The organism is Pantoea sp. X-Soil-YNGN-844 (assembly GCF_059730595.1).
Genome location: NZ_AP036007.1, coordinates 404980 through 425690, shown reverse-complemented (window position 1 = coordinate 425690; position 20711 = coordinate 404980). Strand labels below are relative to the sequence as shown.

20 protein-coding genes and 1 tRNA gene are annotated in these 20711 nt (G+C 53.0%); 12 read left to right on the top strand and 9 right to left on the bottom strand.

Annotated elements, in window-relative coordinates; genetic code table 11:
• The first annotated feature begins 49 nt into the window (after positions 1 to 49).
• Together dicD and AC6I8C_RS01845 are read left to right on the top strand one after the other, a co-directional pair.
• Positions 50 to 628, top strand: a complete 579-nt coding sequence (gene dicD, locus AC6I8C_RS01850; RefSeq protein ID WP_497821457.1) for a division control transcriptional repressor DicD — start codon at positions 50 to 52, stop codon at positions 626 to 628.
• Positions 629 to 735: 107 nt separating this feature from the next.
• Positions 736 to 811 (top strand) — tRNA-Phe (locus tag AC6I8C_RS01845).
• Positions 812 to 919: 108 nt separating this feature from the next.
• On the opposite strand, the gene AC6I8C_RS01840 is transcribed toward AC6I8C_RS01845, so the two are convergent.
• The gene (locus AC6I8C_RS01840) at positions 920 to 1858 is read right to left on the bottom strand and encodes a LysR family transcriptional regulator (protein ID WP_497821456.1); all 939 of its coding nucleotides are present in this window, start codon (positions 1856 to 1858) and stop codon (positions 920 to 922) included.
• Positions 1859 to 2129: 271 nt separating this feature from the next.
• Between AC6I8C_RS01840 and AC6I8C_RS01835 the strand changes: the two genes are divergently transcribed.
• The 5 genes from AC6I8C_RS01835 to AC6I8C_RS01815 are packed head-to-tail and all read left to right on the top strand — an operon-like array spanning position 2130 to position 7381.
• The gene (locus tag AC6I8C_RS01835) at positions 2130 to 2618 is read left to right on the top strand and encodes a nucleoside 2-deoxyribosyltransferase (RefSeq protein ID WP_497821455.1); all 489 of its coding nucleotides are present in this window, start codon (positions 2130 to 2132) and stop codon (positions 2616 to 2618) included.
• Positions 2608 to 3690 carry a thymidylate synthase gene (locus AC6I8C_RS01830; protein WP_497821454.1) on the top strand — a complete coding sequence of 361 codons (1083 nt, stop codon included), beginning with the start codon at positions 2608 to 2610 and terminating at the stop codon, positions 3688 to 3690. Before AC6I8C_RS01835 ends, AC6I8C_RS01830 begins: the two co-directional genes overlap by 11 nt.
• Positions 3691 to 3706: 16 nt before the next feature.
• On the top strand, positions 3707 to 4939 hold the full coding sequence (locus AC6I8C_RS01825) for an MFS transporter (RefSeq protein ID WP_497821453.1): 1233 nt from the start codon (positions 3707 to 3709) through the stop codon (positions 4937 to 4939).
• Complete coding sequence (locus AC6I8C_RS01820) at positions 4923 to 6188, top strand: ATP-grasp domain-containing protein (protein WP_497821452.1); 1266 nt, start codon at positions 4923 to 4925, stop codon at positions 6186 to 6188. The genes AC6I8C_RS01825 and AC6I8C_RS01820 overlap by 17 nt, the downstream gene beginning before the upstream one ends.
• A complete protein-coding gene (locus tag AC6I8C_RS01815; RefSeq protein ID WP_497821451.1) occupies positions 6185 to 7381 on the top strand; it encodes an ATP-binding protein in 1197 nt (398 codons plus the stop codon). Before AC6I8C_RS01820 ends, AC6I8C_RS01815 begins: the two co-directional genes overlap by 4 nt.
• Positions 7382 to 7634: 253 nt before the next feature.
• Here the strand turns inward: AC6I8C_RS01815 and AC6I8C_RS01810 are convergent, their stop codons facing one another.
• The 3 genes from AC6I8C_RS01810 to AC6I8C_RS01800 form a co-directional block, all read right to left on the bottom strand.
• A complete protein-coding gene (locus AC6I8C_RS01810; RefSeq protein WP_497821450.1) occupies positions 7635 to 8804 on the bottom strand; it encodes a Gfo/Idh/MocA family protein in 1170 nt (389 codons plus the stop codon).
• A gap of 10 nt (positions 8805 to 8814) precedes the next feature.
• Positions 8815 to 9732 carry a TIM barrel protein gene (locus AC6I8C_RS01805; RefSeq protein WP_497821449.1) on the bottom strand — a complete coding sequence of 306 codons (918 nt, stop codon included), beginning with the start codon at positions 9730 to 9732 and terminating at the stop codon, positions 8815 to 8817.
• 150 nt (positions 9733 to 9882) lie between these two features.
• A complete protein-coding gene (locus AC6I8C_RS01800) occupies positions 9883 to 10908 on the bottom strand; it encodes a LacI family DNA-binding transcriptional regulator (protein WP_497821448.1) in 1026 nt (341 codons plus the stop codon).
• A 326-nt stretch (positions 10909 to 11234) separates the two neighbouring features.
• Here AC6I8C_RS01800 and AC6I8C_RS01795 point away from each other — a divergent pair, with 326 nt between their 5' ends.
• From AC6I8C_RS01795 to AC6I8C_RS01780, 4 genes are all read left to right on the top strand, one after another.
• A complete protein-coding gene (locus AC6I8C_RS01795) occupies positions 11235 to 12278 on the top strand; it encodes a Gfo/Idh/MocA family protein (protein WP_497821447.1) in 1044 nt (347 codons plus the stop codon).
• Positions 12279 to 12296: 18 nt separating this feature from the next.
• A complete protein-coding gene (locus tag AC6I8C_RS01790; RefSeq protein WP_497821446.1) occupies positions 12297 to 13175 on the top strand; it encodes a sugar phosphate isomerase/epimerase family protein in 879 nt (292 codons plus the stop codon).
• Positions 13176 to 13393: 218 nt separating this feature from the next.
• Positions 13394 to 14260: a glutathione-dependent disulfide-bond oxidoreductase gene (yghU, locus tag AC6I8C_RS01785; RefSeq protein WP_013359849.1), complete on the top strand. Its 867-nt coding sequence runs from the start codon at positions 13394 to 13396 to the stop codon at positions 14258 to 14260.
• 11 nt (positions 14261 to 14271) lie between these two features.
• Positions 14272 to 14568 (top strand): DUF1330 domain-containing protein, encoded by a 297-nt coding sequence (locus AC6I8C_RS01780; protein WP_497821445.1) that lies wholly within the window; start codon positions 14272 to 14274, stop codon positions 14566 to 14568.
• Between the two features lie 255 nt (positions 14569 to 14823).
• On the opposite strand, the gene AC6I8C_RS01775 is transcribed toward AC6I8C_RS01780, so the two are convergent.
• The 4 genes from AC6I8C_RS01775 to AC6I8C_RS01760 form a co-directional block, all read right to left on the bottom strand.
• Positions 14824 to 15138 carry a DUF5862 family protein gene (locus AC6I8C_RS01775; protein ID WP_497821444.1) on the bottom strand — a complete coding sequence of 105 codons (315 nt, stop codon included), beginning with the start codon at positions 15136 to 15138 and terminating at the stop codon, positions 14824 to 14826.
• A gap of 91 nt (positions 15139 to 15229) precedes the next feature.
• Positions 15230 to 15529 (bottom strand): DUF5862 family protein, encoded by a 300-nt coding sequence (locus AC6I8C_RS01770; protein WP_161736373.1) that lies wholly within the window; start codon positions 15527 to 15529, stop codon positions 15230 to 15232.
• Between the two features lie 406 nt (positions 15530 to 15935).
• Positions 15936 to 17027 (bottom strand): YncE family protein, encoded by a 1092-nt coding sequence (locus AC6I8C_RS01765; RefSeq protein WP_497821443.1) that lies wholly within the window; start codon positions 17025 to 17027, stop codon positions 15936 to 15938.
• A 197-nt stretch (positions 17028 to 17224) separates the two neighbouring features.
• The gene (locus AC6I8C_RS01760; RefSeq protein ID WP_497821442.1) at positions 17225 to 18166 is read right to left on the bottom strand and encodes a LysR family transcriptional regulator; all 942 of its coding nucleotides are present in this window, start codon (positions 18164 to 18166) and stop codon (positions 17225 to 17227) included.
• 64 nt (positions 18167 to 18230) lie between these two features.
• Here AC6I8C_RS01760 and AC6I8C_RS01755 point away from each other — a divergent pair, with 64 nt between their 5' ends.
• Positions 18231 to 19301: a tartrate dehydrogenase gene (locus AC6I8C_RS01755; protein ID WP_497821441.1), complete on the top strand. Its 1071-nt coding sequence runs from the start codon at positions 18231 to 18233 to the stop codon at positions 19299 to 19301.
• Position 19302: 1 nt separating this feature from the next.
• Here AC6I8C_RS01755 and AC6I8C_RS01750 read toward each other — a convergent pair whose 3' ends face one another.
• Complete coding sequence (locus tag AC6I8C_RS01750; RefSeq protein ID WP_497823295.1) at positions 19303 to 20634, bottom strand: glycoside hydrolase family 28 protein; 1332 nt, start codon at positions 20632 to 20634, stop codon at positions 19303 to 19305.
• Positions 20635 to 20711: the final 77 nt, after the last annotated feature.

Genomic DNA, 20711 nt, shown 5'->3' with positions numbered 1-20711 from the left:
AGGTCATTGCCCGGTGAATGACCGGGCCTGCATACCAGAGGAGAGTCACTTGCAGCGTGAACAGATACTCGAGCATGCATTGAATGTGCTTGAACAGAACGGCCTCGCCGCCACCCTCTCATTGGAAACCCTGGCGGGACAGACTGAATTAACCCTTGAGCAGCTTCAGCTGTTCTGGCCCGATCGTGATGCTCTGCTCTATGATGCGCTGCGCTATCATGGCCAGCAGATTGATACCTGGCGACGCCAGATCCTGCTGGATGAATCGCTGTCGCCCGACCAGAAGCTCATGGCACGCTATGAGGTCCTGAGTGAGCAGGTCAGCAAAGGACGCTTTCCAGGCTGCCTGTTTATCGCCGCCTGTAGCTTCTACCCGCAGCCCGATCAGCCCATCCATCAACTGGCCGAACAGCAGAAACGCGGCTCATGGCAGTTCACCCACGACATTCTGGTGGAGCAGGCGCTGGACAACCCCAGCATGGTGGCCGATCAGATGGAGCTGATTCTTGAAGGCTGCCTCAGCAAGCTGCTGGTGAAGCGCAATGTGCAGGATGTTGCCACCGCCCAGCGACTGGCGGAAGATGTTTACAGCATCGCGCTGTGCCGTAAAAATGGCGCGCTGGCCTGAGGTTTTGCCTGCTTTGACTGAAAATCAGGCAATCAGTCACGTTTCCAGGGGTTTTTTAGTGAAAGCCGTTGACGACCCGCGGCCTTTACGGTTTAATGCGCCCCGTTGCCCGAATAGCTCAGTCGGTAGAGCAGGGGATTGAAAATCCCCGTGTCCCTGGTTCGATTCCGGGTTCGGGCACCAAAATTTAAAGAAACCCGCCTCTGGCGGGTTTTTTGCGTTATAGAGCGAACCCGTTATCGAAGGTTCGATACACTCACCACATCCTGTGGTTCGCCCGTCCCCTTCAATTCACGCTTCGTCAACCCCACTCAGCGTCTGACTGCCAATATTGGTAAAATAGTTCCCCTGAACCAGTTCGCTGCTGACAAAATCCACAAATGCTCTGACCTTCGGGGATAAATGGCGGTTAGAAGGCCAGATTAGCGACATCGCCCCTAATGGCAGCATGTATTCAGTCAGCAAAGGGACAAGTAATCCTTTTTCGAATGCTTCTTCAGCAACATAGACCGGCAGATGAGCGACACCTGACCCATCAATGGCTGCCCGCAAGCCAGCGTGAGTATTGTTGAATATAAGATCCCTCGGAAGGTCCAGGTTTTCAAAATCGGCAGTGAAAGCCCAGCTCGCGATACGGCCACTTGAGGGGTATTTGAAATGTATGCAGCGATGATGGACCAGCTCGGCAGGGTTTAAAGGAACGCCATGCATTTTTAGATACTCTCTGCTGGCACAGACGACAAAATACTGCTCTCCCAGCTTTCTGCTCACCAGGCGGTTATCTGCCAGCTCACCACTTCTCACCGCGACATCTATTCCTTCCGCAATCAGATCCACCACGCGATCTTCAAAATCGATATCAAGCTGTATGTCCGGGTACTTTTCAATAAAGCGTGGAAGTATGGGCATTAAAAGGGAGTGCCCGAAAATTTGCGGCACGCTGATATGCAATCTGCCACAGGGCGTAATGCGCGTTTCGGCAATCAGGGCTCTGGCATCGCGAATCTCATTCAGGATGAACTTACACCGTTCATAGAAGACATTCCCTTCTTCAGTCAGACCGATGCTGCGCGTTGTCCGATGAAAAAGCCTCACCCCGAGTTCGTCTTCAAGTTTCGCAACACTCTTTGCAATCGCTGAAGAAGAGATGCCTGACACCCTCGCCGCTGCAACATAGCTGCCCAGTTCAGCCGTATAAACAAACGCTCTGAGGCCTCGCAGACTCTCCATACCTCCTCCTATTGTGGAATTTTTTTCCTTAGTGTAAGTACCTTTACTTATATTTACAATAATGTCACTGCATTTTAGTCTTGATGAAAATGAATTGTTAAATCACCTGAACGGCACTGTCGCTTTTCAAATTTTCAAAATAGAAAGAGTAGCTCCCCGGCTTTATTAATTCCATTAATAAGCCTGATAAACCTCTTTTTATAAGATTCAAAAAAATGAAAGCATGACTGTTATTTTTCGGTCAAGGGAAACCCTTATATGGAGAAGCATCGTGAGTGAATTAGTACATACCCTTTCGCCTGAAACTATTATTGATAATGGATTAGTTATCTATTTTGCTGGTTCAATCAGAGCCGGACGGGATGATGTTCCTGTTTACGCGAAACTGATTAATAAGCTCAAGGGATACGGTAAAGTTATTACCGAACACGTGGGTGATTACAGTTTATCTGATGGTGGTCAGTCTTTCCTGAGTGACAAATTTATTCATGACCGTGATTTGCACTGGCTGCGCCATTCTCAGGTGGTTGTCGCTGAAGTCACCACACCAAGCCTGGGAGTGGGTTATGAAATTGCGACTGCAATCAGCTGGCGCATTCCGGTTATCACGCTCTACAGGAAAAATGATAAAAGCGTTTCAGCTATGATATCTGGCAGCGAGGGATGTCGCCATTATAATTATCAGCAGGTTGAAGAGGCGTTTCAGATTATCGAAAGTGAAATGGCGAAATTAGGTCACGAGGTCGCCCATGAATCGTAATATTACGCATGCACTGGTTAATACCGTAAATAACATCATGATCAATGGTAACGATGTTGGCTCACGCGATCAGGAGCAACGGGAAGTGCTCTCAACATTAACCAAAATCAGCCATCCCACAGAGCGATTTCTGGTGTTGCCCCACAGAAATAATAACGTCTTTGCGCAGGTTGCAGAAACGATGTGGGTACTCGCAGGACGAGATGATCTGCAGTTCCTTAAACATTATCTTCCTCGCGCAGAGGACTATTCCGATGACGCCCTGACCTGGCGAGCAGCCTACGGACCCCGGTTGCGCAAATGGAAAGGGAAAGTAGACCAGTTGCAGGGAGTGGTCAATCGCCTCAGAGAAGATCCTCTGACTAAACGTGCAGTAATGAACATCTTTGATCCTGAAACGGATTATCAGGAAACAAAAGATGTTCCCTGTAATAACTGGCTGCACTTCATCCAGCGAGGCGGCTATATTGATTTACATGTTACCGTCCGCGCGAATGACGCCATCTGGGGATTCAGCGGCATCAATTTTTTTGAGTGGAGCGTTTTACACGAAATTATTGCTAATACGCTTGGGTGGAAAGTCGGAAAGTTATCCTGGTATGTAGGCACATTCCATATCTATAACCGTCATTACTCTACTGCAGAGAAAATCAGCAGCATGAAGAACCCGGTAAGCATGTACGAATGTCAGATTAACCCGACGAAAATAACCACTTGCGTAGATAATATCGATGAAGTGTTAGCAATAGTTTTTCAGGCTGAAGACGCTTCACGAAACGGAAACTTTAAAAAATCGTCTGATATCGAGAAGAATATCGCCGATCCTTTTTTCAGAAAGGCCGCGACCTTGTTGAAAATTTATAATGCGCTGCAGCTAAATGTCGATCGGGACATTATCAGCAATTACCTCAAGGAGTTGGGCAATAGTGATTTCCACATTGCCGCACTTGAATATCTGAGCAGGAAGTGGAAATCCCAGGAAACACTTGCGGCAATCAGCACGATTTCAGATGAATTTTACCAGGCGTTTACCTCGATGAAGAATCCGGTAAATAGCAGCTTAATCACTTAGTTTTAAAGGTCTCTGCGTGAAAACCACATTAAGAATTTCAGTGCCAAATATAAAACGCTCCAGACTATTTGTTGCATCGACAATATTAAATGCAACGGGTGGCGGATTGATCATGGCGTTTATGATGATCTACTTCGACAGAACGACAACGCTTACGCTCTCAATAATAGGTGTAGCTATTGCCACAGGCCGCGCCCTTTCCTCTTTAGTACCTGTCCTGATTGGAAGGTTACTGGACAGGCTCGGTCCTAAAAAACTGTCGATATGGGGCGATTTTATTAGCGGCGCGGGTTTTATCATGTGTCTTTTCGCCAGAGACCCTTTAACCATAATGCTGACGCAGTTTTTTACCCAAGCGGGATCGCATATTTTCTGGACGAGCAACCGAGGGCTGGTTTCACTGGCTTCAGGTGGGAAAGGCACACAAACCTGGTTCGGACTCATTGCGTCAATCAGGAATATTGGCCTGGGATTGGGCACCATATTTACTTCACTGGCTTTTTCTGTTGATTCCGACAGCAGTCTGCATTTTATCATCATCGCGTCGGCATCACTTTACTTTCTATCCTGCCTGGCACTTTTGATGTGGCATCCTGTCGCCGTGCAGACGGTAAACAATAGCCATAAAAAAGCAGAAAGTCATAACATAAGAAAAGTGTTGAGCGACCCCAGCTATCGCCAGCTTCTGATTGTCAATTTTGGCTTAGTCATTGCTGCAATGGTTATTCCGCTCGTAATCGTTATTTATGCCACCCAACAACTTGGCCTTCCTGCTCTTTTCTCAGGCGGACTGGTCATTTTAAATACGGCCCTTGTGGCGCTAATCAGCACCCATATTGCAGCATGGACAAAAGAGAACGATCCCGTCCGGAACATAAAAAACGCTTATTACCTGAACATTCTTTCGTTCATTATTTTCTGGTGTGCCAGCATAAATGTAAGTAATCAGATATTAACCGGCGGACTGTTAATTGTTGCGATGCTTATTTACAGCCTTGCGGAAATGTTATCTACGCCGTCGGTTAACATGCTAAGTATAAAACTAGCTCCGGAAGTAAATAATGGAAATTACATGGCTGCCTTTCAGATGACCTGGTCGGCAGGAATGACGCTGTCTCCGGCAATTTTTGGCTGGCTGCTGGATATGAATACGCATTCCACCTGGATAGTACTGCTCTTACTGACCGCAGTCACTTTTAGTCTGGGATTCAGAAATTTAAAAGGAGGAGTTAATGAATACAACTATTAATGGAAATAAAAACATACTGGTTATTGAGCCGATCGGTATGGGAGGAGAGCTGCTTCTTAAGGCCATTCGCGCATTGGGTTATCATTCAGTCGTTGCCACGACTGAAGAAGTCTATGCCTCCATGCTGCAAGAGGTCTCAGGCATGATTGATGACCTCATTTTTCTGGACTTTTCGGTGCGCCAGCAGGCCATTGAGACGCTGGTCAGCGAAGCGAAGAAGAAAGGCGTTTCCGGGGTGGTGGTCGCCTGGGAGTTCCTGACAGATATCGCAGCAGAAGTCGCACAAAGGCTCAATCTTTGCGGTCCGGATGCCTCGCTTTCCAGAGCCAGAAGAAACAAATATGAAATGTACCGCACACTGTCGAAGGCAGAGTGTCCGTTACCGGCACTGCTGGCGGTATTAACTGACAAGGATGATGTGCATCAGCTTCCTCTGGAAGAGCTGGCGTTTCCTCTGGTGGTTAAACCGGCTGAAAATGCAGCATCCTTTGGCGTTTCAGTGCTGATGGAGAGCAAAGAGTTTCCTCAGGCATGTAAAGACGCATCACAATGGACGCATGAATACCCACACGGTATCCCTTTCAGCAAAGAAATTCTGGTTCAGGAATATATTCCCGGACAGGAGTTTAGTGTTGAAGGCCTTTCCGTATCAGGTCGATATGCGCCCTGGGGTGTGACAATGAAGTTCACCACGCCCGGCAAAGCGCGTGCAGAAACCGGGCACATTTTCCCGGCACCGGTTCCAGACGCTTTACGCGATGAGATTCTGAACGTTGCCGCTCAGGCGGTTATTGCCCTGGGCATCACGAATGGTATAAGCCATACCGAAATCAAATTAGACAAAGATGGAAGGCCACGCGTTATTGAGAGCTGTTCACGGCCAGCTGGTGACTATATTCCTCATCTTGTCGCCCTTTCCACTGAACAGGACCCGCTTGAAATCTATGCCCGCCAGGCGGTCGGCAGGCTGGATAGCGATTTCAAACCTGCCGCGCCTAAACGCTATTGTGCCATTCAGTTTGTCCGGCCTGACGCCGAAGGCGTTTTAAAGCAGCTTGAAATTCCCGCCCGGCTGGAAAATGCATCCGTCATTGAAACCCGCTCTACCGTTAGTGAAAATTCGCAGGTAAAACCGGGCTCTACAAATATTGAACGTCTGGGATGGGCCATTTTTACCGCTAATTCTGAGCAGTCGATACTTTTGGCTATGGATGAATTCTCACAAAGCACCAGGGTCTCTATCGTATGAGTGATTTTCCTGTACTCTGCATCCGCTCGCTGGATATAAGCCAGGCAACACCCTTTCTCGAAATGGCCTGGGAAACGATCAAAAGCAAGCACAGTGACTCACGACTGCTGCTCAAAGATCAGCCTCACTCTTCGTCTCCGATGAGGTCTGATACCGCAATTGACTCTGCCCCAGGTGAGCTTCAGCCGGCTTCAGGCAGCCACGTTATTTCCTGGTCCATTCCCAATGAAAGGACTATTGAAGACATCACTTTGTCAGAAGGCGTCAGCGCGGTCCCTGGCCCGATTAATGCTGTCTATAAGCTCTCCGATAAAAGAGCAACCAAAATGCTTTTTGAGCAATTCGCTCTTCCCACGCCGCGCTGGGAACTTCTGGACCGCGAATTTACACATGGCGAGCTTTTAAAACCGGGCTGCAGAGACAAACTTGAGCAGGACCTGGTCAGCCATATCGCTTTTCCCGTCATTCTGAAACCCCTGTGGGATTGTATGGGGCATGGTATTGAGATAATCAGTAACAAAGACCAGCTGTTCAAGACTCTGAGTCAGAATCAGCGCAAGAATATTTTAATTGAGTCCTTTATTGACGGTGCACTCGGTTGCCTAGAAATTGTTGGTACGCCAGGGAATTACTTTTTCCAGCCTCCCTGTTATACCGGCCAGAGTTCACAGGGCGTTCGCTCTGATTTTGATACGATACGCGTCTGTCATCCTGGTCTTTTCAGCAAACAGTTAACCGGCGAGGTCCAGACAAAACTAATCCTCTTATTAAATCACCTGGGTTTCAAGGGTGTCTGCTGTGTCGATTTTATTGTTACGGAAAATAGCCTTTATCTGCTGGAAATTAACCCACGTATTAGCGGAATTAGTTGCCTGAGCTCAGCAGCAAGCGGCGTCAATTCATTTGAGTCAACTTACCTTATTTCTGCGGGTCGATGGCAGGCGCCGCTTCCTTATCAAAGTCGTCAGGGAGCCGCTCTGCAACTGGGCGGGAAATATGCAGATGAAATCAGTCCTGTTCTTCGTGACGAAGGCAATAACGTCACGGTTTACCGTGACAACATCATTACGGTAGACGGAAAACACTCGCGAAATATGATTGCCGGCGGAACGATCAGCAGCATTGAGAACGTGTTGCAGTCTGTTCAACATAGCTCGCTAAGCTTTATTGCTTCAATGCTACGCATGGCTTAGTCCCGCACAGTCTTGCCTGACGTCGTCAGGAGCAGGTCTCCCTGGCGTCTCGCTTTACAGGCTGATCTATCCGGGATAAAAAGTTGATAATGTCGTATGGATGCCATCATCCTCAGGGTGTTTTTGTCCTGCCTGTTACGGCCCTTTTCAACGGTTGAACATTAAAACGTCAGCGACAGTGCGGTATACGCCCAGTGTGACGCCGCTTTCCTCAACCCGTCTCTGGCGGGTTGAGGTTTTGTTTATCACGCCCTTATCCTTCCACCCATACCGCCCCGGCATCCGCTGATTTCACGCACTGCGCCACCCAGCGCACGCCCGCTAATCCGGCATGCACATCGGGATACCAGAAATCCTCCAGGAAAGCGGTGTCACGGCGATCGGTGGCATCCATCGCCAGCGCGAAGCGGCGATAGAGATTCGACCAGGCTTCAAACAACCCTTCCGGGTGCCCGCCGCCAATGCGGTCCTCTTCCAGCGCCCGCGGGCTGAGATAGCCCATACCGCGCTCCAGAATGCGAACCGGCTCGCCCTGCACTTCGTAACGCAACTGGTTTGGCTGCTCATCCCACCACTCCAGACTGGCTTTCGATCCGACCACGCGAATTTTCTGCCCATGCATGGAACCTGCATTCACCGCCGAGGCCCAGAGCGTACCCACCGCGCCGTTGTCATACTCCATCATCACAAAGGCGTTATCCTCCAGCGGCGCACGCGAGGCGACAAAGCTCTGGCGCGAACAGAGCAGGCGCGTCACCTTCAGCTTCGGTAACATCGTTTCGGCGATAAACAGCGGATGTGTTGCCAGATCGCCCAACACGTAGCTCGGGCCGACAAAGCGCGGATCTACCCGCCAGCGGGTGCTTTCACTCTGCAACTCCACCGCCTCATTATGGAAGCCGTGAGCAAACTGCATATTTACAATGCGGATCTCACCCAGTATGCCTTCAGCGATCATCTCTCTGGCCTGATGAATCAGCTGATGCCCGGCATAGCCGTAAGTGACGCCGACAATCTTCTGCTTCTCCCGGCTCAGCTGCTCCAGCTCATCGGCCTCTTCGACCGTAAAACAGAGCGGCTTCTCGCACACCACATGCAGCCCGGCATTCAGCGCCGCACGGCAAATGGCGAAATGGGTATTGTTTGGCGTGGCGATCGACACCGCTTCAATGCCATCTTCGCGCGCCGCTTCTCCGGCGAACAGGCTGGCGTAGTCGGGATAGCAGCGTTCAGGTGCCACACCCAGCGCCTGACCAAAATCGCGGCCGCGCGCCGCATCGATATCAAACGCCCCCGCCAGCAATGCAAAATTGCCGTCACGCTGCGCCGCCGACCGATGGATATAGCCAATCTGGCTGGTGCCGCCGCCGCCGATCATGCCCCAGCGCAGCGAGCGGTTAACTGCTTTTTTACCGTTAATCATGCTGTTGTCCTCAGAATCCTGTTGATCGGAGATAGTCCAGGCTGGCTTTCACATCCTGCAGACTGGTGTCGGCATGACGCGGATCGCGCTCCTGTTCGATGGTGATCCAGCCCTGATAATGACGTTCAGTCAGCAAGCTGCGCACCGCCGGATAGTCGATTGCGCCCTGCCCCAGCGGACACATCACCCCCTGCGCGCAGGCAGTGAAAAAGTCGAGTCCCTGCGAGAGGGCATCACGCCAGACCGGCTGATTAACGTCTTTAAAATGGAGATAGTCGATACGGTCCCAGTACTGTTTCAGCGAAGCGACCGGATCCATCCCGGCGTAATAGAGATGACCAGTGTCCAGGCACAAACCGGCGACCTGATGCGGAATATCACTGACCAGTTGCGCCAGCTCATCGGCAAACTCAATGCAGCCGCCCGCATGCGGATGGATAACCGGCCGCACGCCATACTCCTGCCAGGCGATCTCACTCAGAAGGGTGATGTGCTGCATCATGCGCTGCCAGTCGTCAGCGGAAAGCCGTGGCGCTTTTTCAGACTGACCGGCATATTTCGCCCGCTCCGGATTGCCGAAATCAATGATCACCAGATAAGGCGCGCTGGCACCGGGCGTTTTTGTCGCAACAGGTACGCTGGACAGCGTGCGACACAGATTGTGGGTCAGCGTCACCAGTGCCGGAAAATGCGCCTCACTGACCAAATCATCGAAGATCGTGCCTGCCACCAGCGAAAGCTGATGCGCATTAAGCTGCCGGGTGAGTTCGGCGGCATCGGTTGGCAGATAGCCCCAGGGGCCGAGTTCAATACTGGGATAGCCGGCCTGCGCGGCTTCGGTCAGGACTTTCTGCCACGGCGGCAGAAAGGGATTAGCGGGATCATCCACGCCCCAGCTACAGGGCGCATTCGCAATATGAAAGGTCATGGTATCTGCCTGTGCAGTGAAAACTGCTGGCAGTATCAAATAAAAATTTCATCTCACACAACAATGAAAGTTTCATTTTTTGATAGAGATCGCGTTTAAAAATCCCATTAAATGATAGTTTACTATCAAATAATGGCTAACCTGTTCATTCTACAGGTTTTCACGCGTAACGATCTCAAACGGCACGGTCACCTGTGCAAAATGGTCAGGCTGATCCCTCCGGCTGCTGAGACAGGTAGCGATCACCGCCTCCGCCATCGCATCAATACGGTGCCGCACCATCAGCGTGATGGTGCCGTCAATCAGCGCCAGTTCATCGCCGGGCAGCGGGCCGTGGCACAGCAAATCAATCTGCGTGCGACCGCTCTCACGCAGCGCCTGTATTACGCCCTCTATGCCGCCGCAGGGCGCATAAATCATGACCAGATCGTCGTGGGCTTCCAGCAGTTGCCGGGTCGCCTGATAGCCTCCTTCACCCGACTCATGCGTTTTTAACGGTTCCAGTACCCGCTGACTGATGCCCGACTCGCGCAGGTAGGAGCGAAAACTGATTTCGCTGCTCTCCTGGCAGGTGAAACGGTGGTCGCCCAGCAGCACACCGACACATCCCGGCTGACGCAGGAGATGCTGTGCCATCCAGGCCGCAGAGCGTCCTGCTTTCTGATTATCGATGCCAATAAACCCGGCATGGTCACAGGGCGAGAAATCGGAGAACAGCGCGTAAACCCGCACGCCCAGCCGTGAAACATCCTGGATTGCGTGACGGATCAGCGGGTGATCCAGCGCCACCAGAGAAATCACATCGCTGCGCTGTGCCAGCTGACGCAAGGAATGCGCGACGGCTTCAACCTCGTGAATATCATGCCAGCAGAATTCAGGTTCGCTGCCCTGTGGCTGCTGCGCCCTGATCTGCTGTTTCAGCGCCTCGCCCAGCTGCTGATAAAACGAATAGCGGGCAGGCAGCAGGATAAAGCTCACGCGGAGTGTGGCCGCAGCCAGTGGCGCGGTGGTCTGACTGTGCGCCTGGGTCAAGCGATAGCCCAGTTCGCGGGCCGCAGCCAGCACCTTCTGCTCGGTCACACTGCGTACCGGCGCACGGCGGTTCAGCACCCTGTCTACCGTCGCCACACCCACGCCCGCCGCCTGCGCAATGGCCGTCATCGTCACTTTTGACATCACCCTTCTCCTGCTTTTTCTGATGGCGTTAGCTGACGGCTACGCCTTTATGCTCTGTTGTTTAAAACAGCACTACTTTATCGCGACAGGGCTATTTCCTCTCATTTATTTGATAGAAAATCAGAGCTAATTTTGATCTCCCTCTCAAAATGAAACATCCATTTCTTTCTGTATTCTCTTTAAAACGTCTATTTGCTAAAACGGGTAAAAATCCCGCGTCGATCCGGTTGATGGGATCACATCATCAAAAGGTTAGAGCGGTGACGGTGAGCTTTTTATAGTGGAGACCTGAGCACCCCCAGCCTGCACGTAAAAAAGGAAAAGTAATGTTCCCATCAACGCTTCCGGCTCCACGCACAACCGATGCCCGCCAGGTTCCGCGACTGCGCTGGGGCATTATCGGGCCAGGCTGGATCGCCGACCATTTTGCCCATGCGCTGCGCCAGCATACCCACCAGCAGATCACGGCGGTGGCTGCGCGCGACCCGGCAAAAGCACAGGCCTTTGCTGACAAATGGTCAATCGGCCATGCCACAGGCGACCTCAATGCGATGCTGGCGCGGGATGATGTGGATGCAGTCTATATCGCGACACCCCACAATCACCATTTTCCCGATGGCCTGCGCGCGATTGCCGCCGGAAAGCATCTGCTGATCGAAAAACCGCTGGCGCTGAATGCGCAGCAGGCGGCTCAGCTTAAACAGGCCGCCGCGGCCGCGAATCGGCTCTGTATGGAGGCGATGTGGTGCAACTTTGCGCCGAAGTATGACGTTATCCGTCAGCTGCTGGCGGATGGTGTACTCGGTGACGTCCACACCCTGATTGCCGATCACGGTGAGTTTTTCACCCCGGATCACCGCATCTTCAATGCCGATCTGGCGGGCGGTCCGATGCTCGATCTCGGTAGTTATCTGGTGGCGCTTAGCGTGTTTATTGGCGGCGGTGCACCTGACACAATCGTCGCCCGTGGTCAGCCCATCCCGGATGGCCGCGTCAACGGTCAGACGTCGATGCTGTTTACCCATCAGCACGGCATGCAGTCGGTGCTGAATACTACCCTGTTCAGCAACACGCCCGGCTGCGCGGTGATTGCCGGTCGCGACGCCACGCTTGAGCTGGCGGGCCAGTTCTATGCACCCGGTAACTTCACGCTCACTTCCAGCGATCGGCGTCACCGCCTGCAGTGGCAGGAATCCACTAACCGCTATGAACAACTCTGTCATGAAATTAACCACTTCGCCTGGTGTGTCGGCAAGAACCTGATCGATTCACCTGTCCATTCGCTTGACCAGGCGATCATCACCCTGGCCGCAATGGACAACGTCAGGCAGCAGATCGGCGTGACCTTCAACGAAGAACAGCAACCTTAATGTGCCCGGAGCAGAAAGATGAAAATCGCTTTTGATGTGGATGTGATTAAAGACTTAGGCATCACCCGAATGGTTCATCAGGTGGCCGACTGGGGCTACAAATATATCGAACAGTCGCCGCATCCGCAGATCAACCCGTTTTATAAACATCCCAAAGCCAGCCGTGAAATTATCACCGAGTATAAGAATGCATTGAGCGCCACCGGGCTTGAAATCTCATCTTTTATCGTGGTCTATCGCTGGTCCGGCCCGGATGAGTTGCGCCGTCAGGCGGCGGTAAAGAACTGGAAGCGGATGATTGAGGTTGCGGTTGAGATGGGTGTGCAGGTGATTAACACCGAACTTTCCGGCACGCCTAACGAACCGGAAATCTGTGAAGAGATGTTCTATCGCTCGATGGAAGAGTTACTGCCGATTATCGAACGTGAAGGCATCCGCGTCGAAATTCAGGCGCATCCGTGGGATTTCTGCGAAGAGAACAATGAAACCGTGGATATCGTGAAGTCGTTCCGCAGCGATAACGTGAAGTATATCTACAGCGCGCCGCACACCTTCTTCTATGACAAAGGCAAAGGCGATGTGAAACCGATGCTGGAGTATGCGGGTGACGATCTGTCGCACATGCTGATCGCCGACACCATGAACCATACGAAGCACTGTCGCTATATCGTTAACCCGCCAGGCGTGGATGCCACTATTCACCAGCATGTTGGCGTAGGCGAAGGTGAAGTCGACTTCGATACCCTGTTTAAAACCCTGCGCGACACTGGCTTTGCTACCCGCACGCATAAAGTGGGCGGTGAACCGATTATCGCGGCGTCACTGTTTGGCTACCCGGAAAAGATGAAGGTGCAGGCGATTGAAACCCGCGAACTGATTGAGCGCGAACTGCTGTAACTCTGCCTGCCGTGCAGTCGTTGCTGGCTGCACGGTTATGTCCGCGCAGGACAAACATCGTCCCGTCTGACACACTTTTAAGCACTTTTCCCCTGAGCCGCTCTCCGCCTGACATCGGCCCGTCACAGCACGCCCTCGCGCAGCCAGCAGAGTTAAACCGCCTTCGTAGCACCTGCTACACTCCAGACCAATACCACACCATAAGGCGAACTTTCATTATGTCGGAAAATGCATATCAGCCCGCAAAAGTCTGGACCTGGGATCCTGAAGCCAAAGGTAACGGCGCTAAAACTAATCGTCCGTTCGCTGGTCCCACCCATGAGAAAGCGTTGCCGGTCGGCAAACACCCTCTGCAGCTCTATTCGCTCGGCACGCCTAACGGCCAGAAAGTCACCATCCTGCTGGAAGAGCTGCTGGCGCTTAACGTCAAAGATGCCGAGTATGATGCCTGGCTGATTCGTATCGGCGACGGCGATCAGTTCTCGAGTGGTTTTGTCGACGTGAACCCGAACTCAAAAATCCCGGCGCTGAGCGACCACTCGGCTACACCGCCGATTCGGGTATTTGAATCAGGCAATATCCTGCTCTATCTGGCGGAAAAATATGGTTACTTCCTGCCGAAAGATATCGCTGGCCGCACTGAAACGCTGAACTGGCTGTTCTGGCTGCAGGGCTCTGCGCCTTACCTCGGCGGCGGTTTCGGTCATTTCTATCACTACGCGCCAGAAAAAATTGAGTACGCCATCAACCGCTTCACGCTGGAAGCGAAGCGTCAGTTTGACGTGCTGGATCGCCAGCTGGCTGATAACCGCTATCTGGCCGGTGATGACTACACTATCGCTGACATCGCCACCTGGCCGTGGTACGGCAACATGGTGCTCAACGATCAGTATGGCGCGGCCGAATTCCTGGATGTGCAGTCCTATAAAAACGTGGTGCGCTGGGCGAAAGAGATCGCACAGCGTCCTGCCGTCATCCGTGGCCGCAAGGTTAACCGCGTTATGGGTGACCCGGCCGATCAGCTGCATGAGCGTCATGATGCAGCCGATTTTGACATTAACACTGAAGATAAACGCCAGGCGTAAAGGAGCCCACAATGAGCGCATATGTCATCTTTATTCGCGACAAAATTACTGACCCTGAGGAATTCGCTATTTACGGCGAGAAAGCGGGCAAAGCGCGCGGCGACCATCCAATTACGCCGCTGGCGTTTTATGGACAGCTTGAGACGCTGGAAGGACCGGAAGCGGACGGCGTTGTCGTGCTGGAGTTTCCGACGGCTGAAGCAGCGCACGGCTGGTATGACAGCCCGGAATATCAGGAAGCGAAACAGCATCGCCTGAAAGGTGCGGAATACCGTGTGGTGCTGGTCCAGGGTGTAGAGCAGTCATAGCCTGTCATGACTATGAGAACAGTAAGCCGTAGCCATTAAGGTGCGGCTTAAATTCTCATTCGCCAACAGGTTACTGACATAACTGCACAAAAAAATCCGCAACGTCGTAACGTTACGGATTTGATTAAACTCTCTGAGTATTCGAATATCGTCCCTGATTTTATTTTCAAAAGCGTTAGTAAAAATCCATCGCTAACATTATGGATAGATAATAGCGCTATCGTACAACTCAGATCATATTTCGTTCAGAAAATTTTAAACGATGGCTGCGCTGCCGTTGGTGCCATAATTCTGACGGAAGTCAGCAGCATAGGCGGCCACAGTGTCCTTACCCCACAGCGCACCCATCACGGCACCTACAACCGGACCGATAATGCCGCCCAGAATAGCCCCCACGCCCTGAGCGATAGGACCGAACACGGCGCTACGGCTGGCGCTGCCGCCGACTGTTACGCCTGTAGCCAGACCTTCAATGATACCCCAGACCGCACCTTCCGCAGCGTCAGCCAGAGTAGTCACTAATGCACCACCGCTTACGGTTTCCATTTCAATCAAAGATAATTCACGCATGATTAATTTCCTTTTATTTAAAATAAGTATTGATAAAAACACTTCATTAAAAAGTATTTTTAATGAAGAGGGTATGACGCAACGCTTGCAGTTAGCTGGCGTATTGCTTTCTGAAGTCAGCCGCATACGCTGCAACTGCGTCTCTGCCCACCATTGCGCCCATAATCGCGCCCGCAATTGGGCCAATAATGCCACCTAATATCGCTCCGACGCCCTGTGCGATAATGCCGAATACGGCATCACGGCTTGCGCTTCCACCGACAGTAACACCGGTTGCTAATCCATCCAGCGCCCCCCAGACAATACCTTCAAAAAAAGCGTTAACCTCATCGGCCGTCGCTGGAGCGCCACCGCTCACGACACTAATCTCGTATTCCTTTAGCTTTCTCATTATTTTACCCCGGCTATTTAACGTAAGTTTATAAGCCCTTTTATTTCAGGAAATGTAAAATTGATTTACAGGAACAATACAGCAGCAGAATGCTAAAAAAAATAGTAAAAAAATCCATTTTCTGGAAAAACCTAAACATAATAAAATAACTTTCCAGATATTATGAAATAATCATAAAAATCGGGATAATATTGGAATGATAATAATAAAAAAAGCCAGCCACCTGGTTATATGGTTAATTTTTTGACAACATTAATTCCAGAATGAATAGCAAAAGCCGTTCCCCTGCCAGTGAAATAGGTCCATGCAGAAAGACAAGAAACATTTTGCTAATAATTAAAAACAACAACTGAAATTGAGAATCAGATAAAAGCATTAAGACGGCCTGCGGCCGCCATTTATTAACTTAATTCAGCTGAATACGTGCTACGCCGTCCAGCTCTTTGCTGCTGTGATGCTGATTAAAGTCAGGCCTGGTGGTGACATAGAGCGTCTGCCCATCCGGTGAGACCAGCAGATTGTCAGGGTGACGATCAAATGACCAGCTGTTTTTCACTTCATAGGTCGTGCCATCCAGTTGCAGCACCTTCTTCGACTCAGGCTGGCTGATGTAAATCTCATTGCGCTTGCCGTTAAACTTAATCCCTATCGAATCACCCACATCAAGACGCTTAATCACCTTGCCGCTGCGCTCATCAAACACCAGGGTGTTTTTCGCCTTAGAATTATCCGTAACAAACAGGCGTCCCGTCGCCGGATCTTCGGCCATGTTCAGAAACAGGTAATCCTGCCCGTCCCCGGCTGTCAGCCGCTGTTCAATTTTGTGATTACGCGGATTGATTACCAGGATTTCACCGCTGCCGTTCGCCGCGTAAATCCGGTCGCTGACCGGCGAGAAGATAATGCCTGTAACACCCTTCCCGGCATTTTTAATGCGGGCTTTCAGCGTCAGGGACTTCGCATCAACCACCCAGATCACACCCGGTTCACCCGCGCCGCCCACATAAAGCAGCCCGTCATGCAGAAAGATGTCACGCGTGCCGACCGGTAACCCTTTCTCGTTTTTGTCGTCAAACATCAGGCGCTTCAGCACCTTTCCGTTCTCCGGATCGATTTTAGAGATACCGCCGTCCAGTGAGTTAGTGGCGTAGAGTGCGCTGCCGTCCGGCTCGCTAATCAGCCCAAAGTTTTTCAGGTCGAAATGCCCCGTCCCGATGTTCTGCAGCGTGGTGCCATCAAGACGGTAGATCATGCCGCCACTGATATCGTTGCCTTCCGGCGCACTGGCAACATAGAGCGCATTCCTGGCAGGCAGGTACGCCATCTCATACAACCCTTCACCCAGCTCGCGCTCAATCAGGTTATCGGGACTGGAGGGCTGCATCACTACGGCGCCGCCATCCACTTTTTTCACCGCAGTCTGGCACGCAGTCAGGCTGACGGTGGTGACCATCGCCAGTGCAAGTGCCGTTTTACGCGGGCTGAACAACGCTTTCATGCTTAACTCCACTATCGACCTGCTCTCCCGGCTGGCCGCAGCGCAGAGGGCAGGCAGGGAAGAAAATGAATAAGAATCATACGCATCAGAAAAAAGGCTGTAAACGCAGCGGCAGCCTGAAGCCACCGAATCAGCTTAATGCGGTATGTTAATTGTCCGCAGATGCTTTTTCACGCCCGCCCATCAATATAAAATCACTATTTTTCAACAGATTGAAGGTTATTCTGCAAAAACGCCACAAATGCGGTAATGCGCGCCGGCAGCTGACGCTGCGCCTGCCAGACCGCAAAAATATCGCCATCAGCTGCCTGCCAGTCGGGTAAGACATGCAGCAACTCGCCCGTTGCCAGGCTGTGCTGCGCGTCCCACCAGGAACGCAGCAGAATGCCATGCCCATCCATCGCCAGCCGCATCGCCACTTCACCATCGTTGGTAATCAGGCTACCGCGCACTTTCTGGCTGATACTCTGTTCGCCGCTGGTGAGCCGCCACAGCGTAAAATCGCTGTCGTGCTGGCGCAGTAGAATACAGTTGTGCTGCGCCAGATCGCGCACCGTAACGGGCAGGCCGTGGCGGGCAGCATAGGCGTGTGAGCAGCAGAGAATGCGCGGATTCGTGCGCAGTTTACGCGCCACCAGCCGCGAGTCGGGCGGTTCGCCGACGCGGATATCAATGTCCATGTGCGCATCCAGAAAATTAAGCGGCTGACTGCTGAGCGACAGCGATAGCGAGAGCTGCGGATGCAGCGCGGCAAAGGCCGAGACGCAGGGCGCAATATGGCGACGACCAAAACCAAATGAGGCGTTGATGTTAAGTGTGCCACGCAGCTGAGCCGTTTCACCGCTGACCGCCTCTTCCAGCGCCGCCAGCTGATCCAGCAACGGGCGCGCACCTGCCAGATAACGGCGACCTTCCGGCGTCAGCTCCAGCCGTCGCGTGGTGCGGCGTAGCAGTTGCACACCAAGGCGCTGCTCCAGCTGGCTCAGACGCTTGCTGACCGCCGCCAGCGACAGGCCCAGTTCGCGCGCCGCCGCGGTCAGACTGTCCAGCGCGGCCAGGCGAACAAAGAAGGCTAAGTCATCGGTGGAGGTGCGGGATTCTCTACTTTGATTCAACAATGGATTGCCTTTGAGGCTCATTATTTCCCCGGAATCGACAGTTATACTGCGTACACAATTCGAACATCAACCGGAAAGGTACCCTGTGACTGACAAAATTCACTCTATTGCTGTCATCCCTGGCGACGGCATCGGCAAAGAAGTGATGCCGGAAGGCGTCCGCGTAATGAATGCGGCCGCAAAGAAATTTAACATTCCGCTGCGCTGGGAGTGGTTCGATTACGCCAGCGCCGACTACTGGCAGCAGCATGGCAAAATGCTGCCTGACGACTGGTTCCCGCAGCTGAAAGCCTTTGATGCGATCTATTTTGGCGCGGTGGGCTGGCCCGATGTGGTGCCCGACCACGTTTCGCTGTGGGGTTCGCTGCTGCAGTTCCGCCGGGAGTTCGACCAGTACGTCAATCTGCGCCCGGTGCGGCTGATGCCTGGCGTCAAAGCCCCGCTGGCGAATCGTCAGCCCGGCGATATCGACTTCTATGTGGTACGCGAAAACACCGAGGGTGAATACTCCAGCGTTGGCGGCACCCTGTTCCCCGGCACTGACCGTGAAGTGGTGATTCAGGAGACGGTGATGACGCGCACCGGCGTCGATCGTATCCTGAAGTTTGCGTATCAGCTGGCGCAGAGCCGTCCGAAGAAACACCTGACTTCCGCCACCAAATCCAACGGCATCGCCATCACCATGCCTTACTGGGATAGCCGCGTCGAAGCGATGTCCGGCCAGTTCCCCGAGGTTCGCGTCGACAAATATCACATCGATATTCTCACCGCCAACTTCGTGCTGCACCCGGACTGGTTTGATGTGGTGGTCGCCAGCAACCTGTTTGGCGATATCCTCTCCGACCTCGGCCCGGCCTGTACCGGCACCATCGGCATTGCGCCTTCCGCCAATATCAACCCGGAAGGCCTGTTCCCGAGCCTGTTCGAGCCGGTTCACGGTTCTGCGCCCGATATCGCTGGCAAAGGCGTCGCCAATCCCATCGGGCAGATCTGGTGCGGGGCGATGATGCTGGAGCACCTCGGCTACAAAGCAGCGGGTGATGCGGTGTTAGAGGCGATTGAACGTACGCTGGCGGCGGGACAGCATCTGACGCGCGATCTCGGCGGCAGCGCCAGCACCGAACAGCTCGGTGCCGCCATCGCCGCCGCGCTGTAAATCAATCAGGCAACTGCACCACACACTCAGGGTGCCAGCCTGACGGTAACGGCTCCGGACGGGTTATCACCAGGCTGTGCAGTTGCAGGTTCTCTACCCCACGCGCGAACAGGCCCGGCAGTCCGCCGGGATAGCGCTCGACGCCAAAGGCTTCGCCGGTTTTCGGGTCAAGTTTGTAGGCGTTATCCAGCCCCATGCCGGTCGGCGAGTCCGGATTACAGGGTGGTCGCACGTCAAAGTGTCCCTGTGTCATCGGCGACACGCTCTGCCGCATCTGCAGCTGGCTGATGACCACATCGCGTATCCAGCCGGGTTCTGCCGCATGCAGGTTAATTGCCCCTTCTGCTACGCCCGTCAGGTTACTGAACTGTACCTGCTCCACGATGCCAGGCGGGATGGCGGGATCGCGGCGGCGCACCGAAATATGCAGCGGATCGGCTTTACCCCAGTGACAGGGCGGCGCGTGATGACAGGCAAAGGTCAGGTTACTGAACAGCAGACGCCGCATCGCGCCGCCATCACGCGACAGAATGCCGATGCCGCGGTTGGAATCAAAAATGGTGCAGCCGGTTACCGTGACATCTTCGACGTCATCCCAGGTTTCGGTGCCGATCTTAAAGGCGCAGCTGTAGCTGCGCAGCAGGCAGTTGGTGATCATAATCTGCCGCGCCGGTCGCCGCAGCGCAGCCGGTTTATGGGTGGTTTTAATGCAGATGGCATCATCAGCGGCGCTGAGGTAGCTGTTGCTGACAAACACGGCTTCGCAGCTGTCGATGTCGAGCGCATCGGTATTCGGCATGGTCATGGCGTTATCGATGGTGAGGTGGTCGATATGCACATGGCGACAGCTCACCAGATGCACTGTCCACATCGGTGCCTGCATAATGGTAAAGGCGGTCAGCGTCACCTGTTCGCAATCTTCAAACACAATGATGCGTGGCCGGTCGGCTCGTGGCAGGCGATAGCCCTGTTCATCCCGATCTGTGGCAAACCAGGCTTCACCCTCGCCATCGATGCGGCCGGTGCCGCTAATAGTGATATTGCGCTGGCCTAGCGCATAGAGCAGCACGTTGTGGGACTTTTCCGCGCAGCTCAGCGCCTGTACCGCCTGGTAGTCCGCCAGCCGCGGACTGGCGATTAGCACTGCACCCGCTTCAAGGTGGAGTTCAAAATCAGAGGGCAGATTCAGGCAGCCGCTGCGATAACGTCCGGCAGGCAGCGTCAGACGGCCACCGCCTGCCGCCGCAATCTGATCCATCGCGCGTTGCAGTACGGCCGTGTCCGGGGTTTCGCCATCGGCGACAGGGTGAAAATCAGCAAGGGAAAGGTGCATCATGCGTCTCCCGCAGGGTTGAGGAGGAGGAATTGCAGCACGACACGGCGCTGCAAACCTTTGTCTGGCCGCCAGTG

What these genes read in the sequence shown, in the direction of transcription:
- AC6I8C_RS01840 (WP_497821456.1), bottom strand. Translation starts at nt 1,858, where the DNA reads ATGGAGAGTCTGCGAGGCCTCAGAGCGTTTGTTTATACGGCTGAACTG.
- AC6I8C_RS01830 (WP_497821454.1), top strand. Translation starts at nt 2,608, where the DNA reads ATGAATCGTAATATTACGCATGCACTGGTTAATACCGTAAATAACATC.
- AC6I8C_RS01820 (WP_497821452.1), top strand. Translation starts at nt 4,923, where the DNA reads ATGAATACAACTATTAATGGAAATAAAAACATACTGGTTATTGAGCCG.
- AC6I8C_RS01815 (WP_497821451.1), top strand. Translation starts at nt 6,185, where the DNA reads ATGAGTGATTTTCCTGTACTCTGCATCCGCTCGCTGGATATAAGCCAG.
- AC6I8C_RS01810 (WP_497821450.1), bottom strand. Translation starts at nt 8,804, where the DNA reads ATGATTAACGGTAAAAAAGCAGTTAACCGCTCGCTGCGCTGGGGCATG.
- AC6I8C_RS01805 (WP_497821449.1), bottom strand. Translation starts at nt 9,732, where the DNA reads ATGACCTTTCATATTGCGAATGCGCCCTGTAGCTGGGGCGTGGATGAT.
- AC6I8C_RS01800 (WP_497821448.1), bottom strand. Translation starts at nt 10,908, where the DNA reads ATGTCAAAAGTGACGATGACGGCCATTGCGCAGGCGGCGGGCGTGGGT.
- AC6I8C_RS01795 (WP_497821447.1), top strand. Translation starts at nt 11,235, where the DNA reads ATGTTCCCATCAACGCTTCCGGCTCCACGCACAACCGATGCCCGCCAG.
- AC6I8C_RS01790 (WP_497821446.1), top strand. Translation starts at nt 12,297, where the DNA reads ATGAAAATCGCTTTTGATGTGGATGTGATTAAAGACTTAGGCATCACC.
- yghU (WP_013359849.1), top strand. Translation starts at nt 13,394, where the DNA reads ATGTCGGAAAATGCATATCAGCCCGCAAAAGTCTGGACCTGGGATCCT.
- AC6I8C_RS01780 (WP_497821445.1), top strand. Translation starts at nt 14,272, where the DNA reads ATGAGCGCATATGTCATCTTTATTCGCGACAAAATTACTGACCCTGAG.
- AC6I8C_RS01775 (WP_497821444.1), bottom strand. Translation starts at nt 15,138, where the DNA reads ATGCGTGAATTATCTTTGATTGAAATGGAAACCGTAAGCGGTGGTGCA.
- AC6I8C_RS01770 (WP_161736373.1), bottom strand. Translation starts at nt 15,529, where the DNA reads ATGAGAAAGCTAAAGGAATACGAGATTAGTGTCGTGAGCGGTGGCGCT.
- AC6I8C_RS01765 (WP_497821443.1), bottom strand. Translation starts at nt 17,027, where the DNA reads ATGAAAGCGTTGTTCAGCCCGCGTAAAACGGCACTTGCACTGGCGATG.
- AC6I8C_RS01760 (WP_497821442.1), bottom strand. Translation starts at nt 18,166, where the DNA reads ATGAGCCTCAAAGGCAATCCATTGTTGAATCAAAGTAGAGAATCCCGC.
- AC6I8C_RS01750 (WP_497823295.1), bottom strand. Translation starts at nt 20,634, where the DNA reads ATGCACCTTTCCCTTGCTGATTTTCACCCTGTCGCCGATGGCGAAACC.